The following is a 12372-nucleotide window of genomic DNA, read 5'->3' on the forward strand; positions in this document are numbered from 1 at the left end:
AGTGGAGGGGACGGGGGCCGACTACTGCGTGACGAGGTCCGCGTCGAAGCCGGCGACCATGTCGGCCGGAATGGTGTCGGGGATGGTGTCGATGCCCTCGATGACGGCGAGACGATCGCCGACCTCGCGCATGATCACCGAGATGGGGGTGTCGAGGGCGTCGGCGACAGAGGCGAGGATCTCCGAGGAGGCCTCCTTCTGACCGCGTTCGACCTCGCTCAGGTAGCCGAGCGCAACGCTCGCCTTGCTCGCCACCTGACGGAGCGTACGACCTTTCTGCAGGCGAAAGTCCCTGAGGACATCGCCGATCTCCTGACGAACTAGAACCACTGGACCCTCCTTCTCCACGTCAACCGCATGTCGTGCACCTGCACCGCGAGCACGAGCGCCGGAGATTCCGGAGCGGGTGATCGGGGGGCTGGGACGAGAGAACCGGATAGCTGTTCACTACCCGGTTCGTATGGTGTCGACTCTAATACCGGATGACTGGACTTTGCGTGTGAGCGACACCAGTTGTAACCGGGCCGCAATGCGGCGCATTCCGATTCCCGGAGGGCCCTCGCTGGGTATCCGCCTCATGCGCCGCGGGAGATCAGCTCCGCGCCGAGGGCGAGAGCCGCGTCGACCGAGGCGGCGCGGATCGCGGCGCGGTCGCCGTCGAACCGGTGCTCACGGACGAGCTCGTCCTCGCCGAGGACGGCCGCCACGAAGACGGTGCCGACGGCCGCATCCCCCTGCGGATCCGGACCGGCGACCCCCGTCGTCGCCAGGCCGAGCGTCGGACGCCCGTCGGCTGCGAGCCGCGAGGACGCTCCGCGCGCCATCTGCACGGCGACTCCGGGATCGACGGGCCCCCGCTCGCCGAGGACGCGCGCGTCGACCCCGAGGAGCCGGTCCTTGAGGTCGGTGGCATAGCTCACCACTCCCCCGCGGTACACGGCGGAGGCGCCGGGCACCTCCACGAGGGCGGAGCTGAGCGCGCCGCCGGTGAGCGACTCCGCGACGGCGAGGTCGACACCCCGCCGCCGGAGCTCGGCGATCAGCTGCGCGGCCGTCACCGCGTCGACCGGGCGGCCCGGCTCTGGCGGGCGGCGTCGGCGAGGTAGTCGATCCCGGTGGCGACCGTGAGCACCACCGCGGCCGTCATCGTGATCCCGTTCAGCCAGTGGACCCACTCGCCGAGGACGGCCCAGAGCGGCAGCAGAGCGAGGGAGATCGCGATCGACTGCACGATCGTCTTGAGCTTGCCGCCCCGTGACGCCGGGATCACCCGGTCCGAGAGCACGGCCATCCGGAAGACGGTGATGCCGATCTCGCGCACCAGGATGACGATCGTCACCCACCACGGCAGCTCCGCGAGGATCGAGAGCCCGACGAGCGCCGCACCGGTCAGCACCTTGTCGGCGATCGGATCCAGGAGCTTGCCGAGATCGGTCACGAGGCCCCGGCTCCGGGCGATGTGCCCGTCGATGCCGTCCGTGGCGATCGCGACGATGAAGAGGAGCGCCGCGGCGATCCGGATCCCGCCGTCCTGCCCCCCGTCGGCCAGCAGGAGCCAGAAGAAGACGGGCGCCAGCAGGATCCGAACGACCGTGATCGCGTTCGGCAGGTTCCAGTTGCCCGACGCGGCCGGAGCCGGTGCGGTGGGGTGGGTCATCGTGCTCCGCCGTTCCTCGCAGTGCGGGCGACCGGGTCGGTCACTCGCGTCCCGTCAGCGTCCAGGCGTCCTCGCCGGACCCCTCGTCGTCGTCGTGGTAGTCGGTGGCGGCGGGCCCCGTCGGCTCGGCCAGCGGATCCGCGTACGGGTCCGGGGCGACCGAGGACGGCGCGGCCGGCCCCTCACCCGGGTCCTCGCCGCGCATGCGCGCGAGGACGCCCGGCAGCTGCTCGGCGGTGACCAGCACGTCGCGAGCCTTCGACCCCTCGGAGGGGCCGACGACCTCGCGCGACTCGAGCAGGTCCATCAGCCGGCCGGCCTTGGCGAAGCCGACGCGGAGCTTGCGCTGCAGCATCGAGGTCGAGCCGAACTGCGTGCTGACGACGAGCTCGGCCGCCGCGACCAGCAGCTCGAGGTCGTCCCCGATGTCGGAGTCGATCTCCTTGCGCTGCGCCTGCACGGTGATGTCCTGGCGGTACTCGGGCTGCGCCTGACGGGTGACGTGCTCGACGACCTTCGCGATCTCGTCCTCGCGGACCCAGGCGCCCTGGACGCGCATCGGCTTGTTGGTGCCCATGGGGAGGAAGAGGCCGTCGCCCTGCCCGATGAGCTTGTCGGCTCCCGGCTGGTCGAGGATGACCCGCGAGTCCGTCACGCTGGTCACCGCGAAGGCGAGGCGGCTGGGCACGTTCGCCTTGATGAGGCCGGTCACCACGTCGACGCTCGGCCGCTGCGTGGCCAGCACGAGGTGGATGCCCGAGGCGCGCGCGAGCTGGGTGATGCGCACGATCGAGTCCTCGACGTCGCGCGGGGCGACCATCATCAGGTCGGCGAGCTCGTCGACCACCACGAGGAGGTACGGGTACGGCTTGAGGACGCGGCTGCTGCCCGCGGGGAGCTTGATCTCGTCCGCGCGGACGGCCGCGTTGAAGTCGTCGATGTGACGGAACCCGAACGACGCCAGGTCGTCGTAGCGCATGTCCATCTCCTTCACGACCCACTGCAGCGCCTCGGCGGCCTTCTTGGGGTTCGTGATGATCGGAGTGATCAGGTGCGGCACTCCGCCGTAGATGGTGAGCTCCACGCGCTTGGGGTCGATCAGGACCATCCGCACGTCCTGCGGGCGCGCGCGCATCAGCAGGCTCGTGATCATCGAGTTGACGAAGCTGGACTTGCCGGAGCCGGTGGAGCCGGCGACCAGGAGGTGCGGCATCTTGGCGAGGTTCGCCACGACGTAGCCGCCCTCGACGTCCTTGCCGACGCCGATGGTCATCGGGTGCGTGGACGTCGTCGAGGCCGGCGAGCGGAGGACGTCGCCCAGCGAGACGATCTCGCGGTCCGTGTTGGGGATCTCGACGCCGATCGCGCTCTTGCCCGGGATCGGGGAGAGGATCCGGACCTCGTTGCTGGCGACGGCGTAGGAGAGGTTCTTGCTGAGCGCGGTGACGCGCTCGACCTTGACGCCGGGGCCGAGCTCGATCTCGTAGCGGGTGACGGTCGGGCCGCGGGAGAAGCCGGTGACCGTCGCGTCCACGTTGAACTGCTGCAGCACCTCGGTGATGGCGCGGACCATCTCGTCGTTGGCCGCCGAGCGCGCCTTGGAGGGCGTGCCCGTCGAGAGGGCGGCCGCCGAGGGGAGGCGGTACGGCGCGTCGTCCTCGAACGAGGAGTCGAAACCGGCGGTCGGGTCCTCCTCGTCGAGGGGCGCGATCGGGCCGGTCTCGATGACGGGCGGGATCGGGACGGCGGGCGCCACGTCGAGGCGGTCGAGCCGGATGACCTCGGTCGCGTCGTCGTCGACCACGCCGGTCGCACCGCGGGGAGCGCCCGTCTGCTCGAAGCGGGCGAGCGCGGCCTCGGCGGTCTCGGCCTCGTCCAGCACCTCGGTGGCGTAGGAGCGGGTCGGCGGGTGGGCCTCGTCGTCGCGCTCCTCGAGCGCGGTGTCGAAGCCCTTCGCGCGGCCGCGGGCGGGAGCGGTGCCCTCGAGCACCTCGGTGAAGGAGTCGATCGGGAGCTCGGTCTGCGCGGTCGGCTCGTCCTCGCGCCCGGACTCGGTGCGCCGCCACCAGGGCAGCTCTCCGCCGTCCTGCTGCGCGTCCTCCTCCTGCTCGGCCTCCGCCTTCGCCGCGGCCTTGGCGGCGGCCCGCTCGGCCTTGAGGCGGGCGCGCTCCTCGTCGTCGAGCACGGGGGCGCCGAAGAGGTAGCCGTAGAGCTCCCGCGAGCGCGCGCCGATGCGGTTCGGCGGGGTCTTGGTGATGATGAACAGCGACAGCAGGATCACGAGCGACAGCAGCACGGTCGCGCCGGGGACGGTGGCGATCGCCGCGAGCGGGGCGCCCACCAGCCAGCCGAGGACGCCTCCCGCGGCCGCCATGGTCGCGATGCCCTGGCCGGGCTGCGGCAGGCCGAGGTGCGCGTGGCAGATGCCGGCGGAGGCGACGAGCAGCGTGATGACGCCCACGCCGATCCGCCCGTTGTCGTCGACGGACCGGGGGTGCCGAAAGAGCCAGAGGGAGAAGAGGAGAAGGACGACCGGCAGCACGTAGGCGACCCGGCCGAAGAAGCCGCCGAAGCTCCACGCGTCGAGCACCAGGGCGACCGGGTCGGTCGCGAGGAACCACTCGACCACCGCGCCCGCGACGGCCAGCAGCAGCAGCAGGAAGGGGACGCCGTCGCGGCGCTCCTCCTTCGCCAGCCGCTCGGGACCGAGGGCGCGGGCGGCGCCGCCCGCGAGGTGGGCCAGCGCCATCCAGAGCCGCACGGCGGGGTTGGTGCGCGGGGCGGACTCGAAGGCCACCGTCTTCGTCTCGGCGGCCGCCTTGCCCGAGCCCCGTCCGGATCGCGGCGCGCCGGAGCGCGGAGTCGCGCTGCCGCGCCCGCGCGAGGTCGTCTTGGTACTGGTCGCCATGAGGCCACCGTACCCGCCGCCCCCGTCAGGGCCGGTGACCCGCGCCGCGACGGCCGGCGCCGATCCGCCGCCGGCCGGGAGGCTCAGGCCTCGATGACGAGCGGCACGATCATGGGCCGGCGGCGGTAGGAGGTGTTGACCCAGCGGCCGACGACGCGACGGACGGCCTGCGAGAGCGCGTGCTGATCGCTCGCCCCGTTCCGCACCGCCTCCTCGAGCGCGGCCGCGATCCGCGGCTTGACCTCGTCGAAGACGCTGTCGTCCTCCGCGAAGCCCTTCGCGTGGATCTCGGGGCCGACGACGATCCGCCCCGTGCCCGCCTCGACCACCACGATGATCGAGATGAAGCCCTCCTCGCCGAGGATCCGCCGGTCCTTGAGGTCGGCGTCGGTGATCTCGCCCACCGACGATCCGTCGACGTAGACGAACCCCAGGTCGAGCCGTCCGACGACGGTCGCCCTGCCGTCGAGCAGGTCGATCACGGTGCCGTCCTCGGCGATGATCGTGTTCTCCTCCGCGATCCCGGTCTCACGCGCGAGCTGCGCGTTCGCGACCAGGTGCCGGTACTCGCCGTGCACCGGCATCACGTTCAGCGGCTTGAGGATGTTGTAGCAGTAGAGGAGCTCGCCGGCCGCGGCGTGCCCGGACACGTGCACCTTCGCGTTGCCCTTGTGCACGACGGTCGCTCCGAGCCGCGTGAGCCCGTTGATGACCCGGTACACCGCGTTCTCATTGCCGGGGATGAGGCTGGAGGCGAGGATCACGGTGTCGCCCTCCCCCGGCTCGATCTGGTGATCGAGGTTGGCCATCCGGCTGAGGACGGCCATCGGCTCGCCCTGCGACCCGGTGGACATGTAGACGATCCTGTCCTCGGGGACGTCGCCCGACTTCTTCATGTCGACCAGGACTCCCGGAGGGACGTGCAGGTAGCCGAGATCCGCGGCGATGCGCATGTTGCGGACCATGGAGCGGCCGAGCAGCGCCACGCGGCGGCCCGTGGCGTGAGCCGCGTCGAGCACCTGCTGCACCCGGTGCACGTGGCTGGAGAAGCTCGCGACGATGACGCGGCGGGTCGCCCTGGCCATGACGCTCTCGATGACCGGGCCGATGTCGCGCTCGCTCGGCGTGAAGCCGGGGACGTCGGCGTTGGTGGAGTCGACCATGAACAGGTCGACTCCCTCCTCGCCGAGGCGGGCGAAGGCGCGCAGGTCGGTGATCCGGCCGTCGAGCGGCAGCTGGTCCATCTTGAAGTCGCCGGTGTGCAGCACCGAGCCCGCGTCGGTGACGATCGACACGGCCAGCGCGTCCGGGATCGAGTGGTTCACGGCGACGAACTCGAGCTCGAAGGGCCCGAGGTTCTCGACGTCGCCCTCCTTCACCGTGAGCGTGTACGGCGTGATCCGGTGCTCCTTGAGCTTCGCCTCGACGAGGGCGAGCGTGAGGGTGGAGCCGATCAGCGGGATGTCGCGCTTCAGCCGGAGCAGGTAGGGGACGGCGCCGATGTGGTCCTCGTGGCCATGGGTGAGGACCACTCCGACGATGTCGTCGAGCCGGTCCCGGATGGGCGTGAAGTCCGGGAGGATCAGGTCGACGCCCGGCTGGTCCTCCTCCGGGAAGAGCACGCCGCAGTCGACGATCAGGAGCCTGCCGTCGATCTCGAAGACGGTCATGTTGCGGCCGATCTCGCCGAGGCCGCCGAGGGGGATGATCCGGAGCGTTCCCGGAGCGAGCGGGGCGGGGATGATCACGGGACCGGGCATGCGCCCTCCTTCTCCAGCGGTGCTTTCTCGGGACGTGCCGCTCGGGCTCAGCGGGTGGTGCCGGCGACCTTCGGGAGGGCGCCGCCGGCCGCGGCGTTGCGGTCGGGCCGGAAGTTGCGGAAGTCGACGCCCGGGATGTCGCGGACCAGGCCGAGCTCGTCCTCGATGAGCGCCGCCTCCGACTCCTCCGGGCCGACCAGGGGCAGCCGCACGCGCGGCGAGGAGATGCGGCCGAGGCCGTGCAGGATGTACTTCGCGGCGACGGTCCCGGGGACGTGCGTCATCACGGCGCGCACGAGCGGCTCGAGCTGCTGGTGCGCACGGGTGGCCGCGTGGAGGTCGCCCGCGTTCACGGCGTCGACGATCGTGCGATACGGCGCGGCGGCGATGTTCGCGGTGACGCCGATGAGCCCCGTGGCGCCGATGGCGAGCTCGGGCAGCACGTTCGCGTCGTCGCCGCAGAAGTACATCAGGTCGGTCTGGTTGAGCACGCGGCTGACCTCGGAGAGATCTCCCTTCGCGTCCTTCACGGCCAGGATGTTCGGGTGCTTGGCCGCCCGCAGGATCGTCTCGTAGCGGATCGGCACGCCGGTGCGGCCGGGGATGTCGTAGAGGATCACCGGCAGGTCCGTCGCATCCGCGATCATCCGGAAGTGGGTGAGCACGCCCGCCTGCGTGGGCTTGTTGTAGTAGGGGGTGACGATCATGTTGCCGTCGGCGCCGGCCTTCTCGCTCTGACGGGCGAGCTGCATGGCGTGGGCGGTCTCGTTCGAGCCGCCTCCCGTGATGATCTTCGCGCGGCCCCCGGCGACCGAGCGGCCGACCTCGACGAGGCGGATCTTCTCCGGGTCGGTCAGGGTGCTGGTCTCGCCCGTGGTCCCGGTGACCACGATGCCGTCCGCGCCCGCTGCGATGCAGTCGTCGATGTGCTTCTCGACACCGGGCCAGTCGACCTCGCCGTCGGCGGTGAACGGGGTGACCAGGGCGACCAGGACCTGGCCGAAGGGATTCTCCGGAGTTGACACGCTGCCAGGGTAGCGGGTCGCCGCCGCGCCGCCGGGAGGAGGTTCCCGGAGCCGCCCGCGCGGACGGCAGCAGGCGATCGGGCGGGACGGCCCGCTCGTCCTCGCCGGGCGGCGGGCTACGGGGCGACGCGGCCGTTCGCTGTGAAGGCGGCGGCCGTGAGGGGCATCAGCTCCTGGAAGTGCGTCTCCATCTGCTCGGCCGCCATCTCGATCTCGCGCTGCGGGAAGGAGGGGAACGTCGAGTCCTCGCGCTTGGTGCGCAGGGAGAGGAAGTTCATCAGCGAGCGGGCGTTGAGCGTGACGTACATCGACGAGTAGATGTTCAGCGGGAGGACGATCCGGGCGACCTCGCGGGCGACGCCCTCGCCGAGCATCCGCCGGTACGACTCGTAGGCCTGCGTGCTGACGCGGCGCGTCTCCTCGGCGACGAGCTCGGCCTGCTCCGCGGTGCCCGGTTCGAAGGAGTAGGCGCCGGGCTTGCCGACCTGCACGAGGTTGCGGCGGGGGCCGGGCACGTAGAAGACCGGGCGGAGCTCGCGGTAGCGGCCCGATTCCTCGTTGTAGGAGGCGATGCGGTGCCGCATGAACTCGCGGAAGACGAAGATCGGCGCCTGCACGTAGAAGGTCATCGAGTTGTGCTCGAACGGCGAGCCGTGGCGGTCGCGCATCAGGTAGTTGATCAGTCCGCGGTCGCGCTTGCGCTGCAGCTCGGCGTCGGACTCCTCGCCGTCGAGCGCCTCGGCGAGAGTCTTCTCGCCCTGGGTCGAGACGCGGGCCGCGAACAGCACGTCCGAGTCGTGGGCGCTCGCGCGGACCAGCTCGACGACGACATCACTGCGGAAGACGGGACTGCTCGGGTCTGCGCTGAGGCTGCTCTGTTCGGTCACGGATCGAACCTAGACCACGCTCCGACCGCGGCCGTCGTCACATCCCGAAACAGTCGTCCGCGCAGCGCCTGCGCCGACCTACGCTTCTCGGATGGAGTCCGTGACGATCCTCGCCGCACTGCTCGGCCTCGTCGTGCTGGGCGTCGTCCTCGGGGCTGTCCATCGGGCCCGCTCCGGGCGCGTCGCGAGCGCCCCCTCGCGCCAGGACCCCGCGATCGACCCCGGCGAGCTCGTCCCCGGCGCAGTGCTCGGGACCCGGGCCACAGTCGTGCAGTTCTCGACCGACGTCTGCACGCGGTGCCCTGCAGTGCGACGGATGCTCGGGGAGCTCGCCCAGCAGCGGCCCGGGCTGGCGCACCTCGACGTCGATCTGACGCACCGCCCCGACCTCGCGGCGCGCTTCCGCGTCCGGCAGACGCCCACGCTCCTCCTGCTCGATCGAGACGGAGTGCCGCGCAGCCGCATCGGCGGCGCTCCGACCCGCGCCGCCCTGACCATCGAGCTCGACCGACTCCAGGAGACATGATGAGCACCCGCTCCCCCTCCACCACCGGCGCCACTCCCCCGTCCGGCACCGTCGATCCCCGCGGTCCGAGGGTCGCCGCCGGAGTCACCGCCGCACTCCTCCTCACGGCCGTGGGCCTCGGGCTCGCGGCCGCGGCCCGGGCCGACCTCGACGGCCGGCTCTCCCAGCCCGGCTTCCTCCTGCTGCTCGCGCTCGCCGCCCTCTTCGCCTGGTCTGCCGCGCGCGGCGTCGGATCCGGCCCCTGGGCGGTGCTGTTCCGCCGGGTGGTCCGGCCGCACCTGGCACCGCCGCGCGAGTGGGAGGACGCCCGCCCCCCGCGCTTCGCCCAGCTGATCGGCCTGGTGGTGACGGGCGCCGGCGTCCTCCTGCACGTCGCCGGCGTCCCGGGATCGGTTCCGGTCGCCGCGGCCGTCGCCTTCCTCGCCGCCTTCCTCAACGCCGTGTTCGGCCTCTGCCTGGGCTGCGAGCTCTACCTCGTGCTCGCGCGGGCCGGCCTGGTCGGGCGCTCGGCCGGCTCCCGGGCGTGAGGCTCTAGGCTGGGTCCGCTTCGCGGGCGGCCCGCGACCGGCTCCGGGAGGCACCATGAGCGACTCATCCGCACGGCACTCCGACCACGACGGGACCACGGACTCCGGCTCGCCGCGGCGCGCCGCGCGCACGCCGGGCGAGCACGTGTCGACGCCGTCCGAGCTGCCCTCGGCCCGGCCGGACGCGTCCGCTCCCCGGCTCCGCGTCCTGATCTCGGGCGCCAGCGGGATGATCGGCTCCGAGCTGACCCGCCAGCTGCGCGCCGAGGGGCACGAGATCCTGCGCCTGGTGCGCCACGCGCCGTCGAGCCCGGACGAGTTCCACTGGGCGCCCACCTCGCACATGCTCGACTTCAGCGTGCTCGACCGCGTCGACGCCGTGATCAACCTCTCCGGCGCCTCGATCAGCCGCCTGCCGTGGACCGCGTCCTACAAGCGGGAGATCCTCGACTCGCGGATCCAGTCCACGCAGACCCTCACCGACGCGATGCGGATGTCCTCGACCCCGCCGACGACGCTGATCAACGCCTCCGCGGTCGGCTACTACGGAGACCGCCCGGGCGAGGAGCTCACCGAGCAGTCCTCGCGCGGCGACGGGTTCCTCGCCGACGTCGTCGACCGCTGGGAGAAGGCCGCTCACCTCGCGCCCGAGGCCACGCGGGTGGTCACCGCTCGCACCGGGCTCGTCCTCGGCGACGGCGGCGCGCTCAAGCCGCTCCTGCCCCTGACGAAGCTCGGCCTCAGCGGACCCCTCGGCAGCGGCAACCAGGCCTGGCCCTGGATCAGCCTCTACGACGAGGCCGCGGCGATCCGCCACCTGCTCACGTCCTCGCTCTCGGGCCCGGTGAACCTCGCCGGACCGGTGCCGGCGACCGCGAACGACGTGATGCGCACCCTCGCCGAGCAGCTGCACCGCCCGTTCAAGCTGGCCGTCCCCGAGAAGATCATCGAGCTCGCGCTGCGCGACGCCGGGCACGAGCTCCTGCTCTCGAGCCAGCGCCTGGTCCCCCAGCGGCTGCTCGACGACGGCTTCGAGTTCCGCCACCGCACGGTCGGCGCGGCGCTGGAGTGGGTGCTCGCCTGATCCCGGCCGCCCGAGCGGTTCTCGCCCGGAGAGCCGCGCTCGAGTCGCGGCCGAGCGGTCAGGCCGGAGCCTCGTGCTCCAGCGCGATGGCCCGGCGGATGGCGCCTCGGGCGCGCTTGCGGTCGCCACTGGCGTCGTAGGCGAGGCCGAGGCGGTACCAGGCACGCCAGCTCCCGGGCTGCGCGTCGACCTCCTCCGCGTACTGCGGGAACAGCGCGTCCGCCTCCTCCCGGAGCGGACGCCCGCTGGCCCGCGAGTCGAGGACCTCCTGCGGCAGCGCGTTCTCGCCCTCCAGCCGACGGGCCAGCTTCTCGGCGCGGAGCCCGAACAGCAGCTCGCGCACGAGCCCCCAGACGCCGACGGCGCCGAGGATCAGCAGGCCGACGCCCATCACGATGCCGGGCACCGTCGCCGCGGCGAAGGCGACGACGGAGTACTGCAGGCAGACGAACAGGTAGAGGGCGAGCAGGACCGCCATCAGGACGACGCCGATGCGGGTCCTCACGGGGTGCTCGTCGCTGCGGCGGCCTGGCCGGACGGAGCCCGGTCGATGACGGGCTGCTCGTCGACCGGCCGCTCGTCGAGAGGCGCGGCGTCGAAGGCGGCGCGCAGGTCGATCAGCGCGTCGAGGCCCACCACCACGCCCGTGGTCGTCCGGACCGCGTCGAGAGCGCGCAGGACGCCCTGCTCGTAGGACGCCTGCGAGGTGGTGTCGTGCCGGATGGTGACCGTCTCGCCGGTGCCGCCGAAGACGACCTCCTGGCGTGCCTCCACTCCGGGCAGGCGGAGGCTGTGGACCGGGACGCTCGCGACCTGCTGGCCGCGGGCCCGCTGGTCGGTGTGCGGAGCCTGCACCGGACCGAGCTCGGCCCGGGCGCGAAGCAGCAGCTCGGCCGTGCGGACCGCGGTCCCGGAGGGCGAGTCGACCTTGCGGGCGCCGTGGGTCTCGACGATCTCGGCGGCGTCGAAGAAGCGCGCGGCCACGGTGGCCAGCGCGGTCGCGAGCACCGAGCCCAGCGAGAAGTTGGGGATGATCACGACGCCGGACTCCGGCTGCTCGGCGACGCTGCGCCGGAGGGCCGCGATCCGGTCGCCGGTCCAGCCGGAGGTGCCGACGAGCACCTTCCTCCCGTTGGCCACGGCGAAGTCGACGATCTGCTGGCTGACGGCCGGCACGGTCATGTCGACGACGACGTCGGCCGCGAGCATCTCGGCGGGATCGCTCCGCGAGCCGAGCCGCGCGACGAGCGAGAACTCGCTCGACGCCTCGATGAGCGAGCAGGTGAACGAGCCGAGTCGGCCGGACGCGCCGACCACGGCGACGGAGGTAGTCACCGACTCAGCGTAGCCCGCGGCTCAGTACGGCTGGGCCTCGGGCAGGCCGGTGCGCAGCTCCACGGGCAGGTGCGAGAGGTCGTTGTGCACGACGAGCACCGGCGGCTTGCGGGAGCGGACGCGGATGATCGTCAGCCCGCAGTTGGCCTGGTTGAGGCCCAGCCACCGCCAGTCGGGAGCGTCGAACACGTGGCGGACGAACCAGCCGATCACGAAGTTGTGGGTGATGAGGAGGTCGTGGCGGTCCTCGCGCGACGGCGCCAGGAACTCGGCCACCGCGTCCTGCATCTGCGCGTGCCCCGCCTCGATCTCGGCCGCGGTGACGCTGCCGAAGAAGGGCTCGAACGCCTTGGGCATGTCCGGGGTCGGCCCCGAGGGGATGCAGTCGAACAGCAGCGAGGACGGCTGGAGCGGCAGGCTCGGCAGAAGCGTCTGGAAGCGCGCGGCCGTCTCCTCGGCCCGGCGCAGCGGCGAGTGCCACGCTCCGGTGAAGGGGACTCCGCCGAGCCGCTCGGCGATGAGCCTCGCCTGGCGCTCACCACGGGCCGAGAGCGGGCCGTCCGGCATGCCGTGCTCGGCGTCCTGCTGCTCGCCGTGGCGGACGAGGTAGATGTAGTGGGACACGGGGTCCTCCCTGGTGCGGCGCGGCGGTGCGCGGTCAGC

Annotated in this window: 13 protein-coding genes; 3 read left to right on the forward strand and 10 right to left on the reverse strand. The window is 72.2% G+C overall.

The window, feature by feature from the left end:
- Positions 1 to 21: 21 nt before the first annotated feature.
- From C5C74_RS02610 to thyX, 7 genes are all read right to left on the reverse strand, one after another.
- Positions 22 to 330: a helix-turn-helix domain-containing protein gene (locus C5C74_RS02610; RefSeq protein ID WP_068207524.1), complete on the reverse strand. Its 309-nt coding sequence runs from the start codon at positions 328 to 330 to the stop codon at positions 22 to 24.
- Positions 331 to 575: 245 nt separating this feature from the next.
- Complete coding sequence (locus tag C5C74_RS02615; RefSeq protein WP_104224473.1) at positions 576 to 1058, reverse strand: CinA family protein; 483 nt, start codon at positions 1056 to 1058, stop codon at positions 576 to 578.
- Positions 1055 to 1657, reverse strand: coding sequence for a CDP-diacylglycerol--glycerol-3-phosphate 3-phosphatidyltransferase (pgsA, locus tag C5C74_RS02620; RefSeq protein ID WP_104226303.1), 603 nt, complete (start codon positions 1655 to 1657; stop codon positions 1055 to 1057). The genes C5C74_RS02615 and pgsA overlap by 4 nt, the downstream gene beginning before the upstream one ends.
- 40 nt (positions 1658 to 1697) lie before the next feature.
- The gene (locus C5C74_RS02625) at positions 1698 to 4565 is read right to left on the reverse strand and encodes a DNA translocase FtsK (protein ID WP_104350931.1); all 2868 of its coding nucleotides are present in this window, start codon (positions 4563 to 4565) and stop codon (positions 1698 to 1700) included.
- Between the two features lie 83 nt (positions 4566 to 4648).
- Entirely contained in the window at positions 4649 to 6325 is a 1677-nt protein-coding gene (locus C5C74_RS02630; RefSeq protein WP_104276117.1) for a ribonuclease J, read from the reverse strand.
- Between the two features lie 47 nt (positions 6326 to 6372).
- Entirely contained in the window at positions 6373 to 7350 is a 978-nt protein-coding gene (gene dapA / locus C5C74_RS02635) for a 4-hydroxy-tetrahydrodipicolinate synthase (protein ID WP_104224469.1), read from the reverse strand.
- Positions 7351 to 7466: 116 nt separating this feature from the next.
- Positions 7467 to 8237: an FAD-dependent thymidylate synthase gene (gene thyX / locus C5C74_RS02640; protein ID WP_104226301.1), complete on the reverse strand. Its 771-nt coding sequence runs from the start codon at positions 8235 to 8237 to the stop codon at positions 7467 to 7469.
- Positions 8238 to 8328: 91 nt separating this feature from the next.
- Between thyX and C5C74_RS02645 the strand changes: the two genes are divergently transcribed.
- From C5C74_RS02645 to C5C74_RS02655, 3 genes are read left to right on the forward strand one after another with little or no spacing between them, the layout of a single operon-like run.
- On the forward strand, positions 8329 to 8763 hold the full coding sequence (locus tag C5C74_RS02645) for a thioredoxin family protein (RefSeq protein WP_104350932.1): 435 nt from the start codon (positions 8329 to 8331) through the stop codon (positions 8761 to 8763).
- Positions 8763 to 9290, forward strand: coding sequence for a DUF4395 domain-containing protein (locus C5C74_RS02650; protein ID WP_104233265.1), 528 nt, complete (start codon positions 8763 to 8765; stop codon positions 9288 to 9290). The genes C5C74_RS02645 and C5C74_RS02650 overlap by 1 nt, the downstream gene beginning before the upstream one ends.
- 55 nt (positions 9291 to 9345) lie before the next feature.
- The gene (locus tag C5C74_RS02655) at positions 9346 to 10374 is read left to right on the forward strand and encodes a TIGR01777 family oxidoreductase (protein ID WP_104238626.1); all 1029 of its coding nucleotides are present in this window, start codon (positions 9346 to 9348) and stop codon (positions 10372 to 10374) included.
- Positions 10375 to 10432: 58 nt separating this feature from the next.
- Here C5C74_RS02655 and C5C74_RS02660 read toward each other — a convergent pair whose 3' ends face one another.
- The 3 genes from C5C74_RS02660 to C5C74_RS02670 are packed head-to-tail and all read right to left on the reverse strand — an operon-like array spanning position 10433 to position 12333.
- Positions 10433 to 10879 carry a hypothetical protein gene (locus C5C74_RS02660; RefSeq protein ID WP_104250175.1) on the reverse strand — a complete coding sequence of 149 codons (447 nt, stop codon included), beginning with the start codon at positions 10877 to 10879 and terminating at the stop codon, positions 10433 to 10435.
- Positions 10876 to 11709: a 4-hydroxy-tetrahydrodipicolinate reductase gene (gene dapB / locus C5C74_RS02665; protein ID WP_104350933.1), complete on the reverse strand. Its 834-nt coding sequence runs from the start codon at positions 11707 to 11709 to the stop codon at positions 10876 to 10878. The genes C5C74_RS02660 and dapB overlap by 4 nt, the downstream gene beginning before the upstream one ends.
- Positions 11710 to 11730: 21 nt before the next feature.
- Positions 11731 to 12333 (reverse strand): histidine phosphatase family protein, encoded by a 603-nt coding sequence (locus tag C5C74_RS02670; protein ID WP_104224462.1) that lies wholly within the window; start codon positions 12331 to 12333, stop codon positions 11731 to 11733.
- Positions 12334 to 12372 lie beyond the last annotated feature (39 nt).

This window comes from Rathayibacter sp. AY1E8, assembly GCF_002931415.1.
Taxonomy (GTDB): domain Bacteria; phylum Actinomycetota; class Actinomycetes; order Actinomycetales; family Microbacteriaceae; genus Rathayibacter.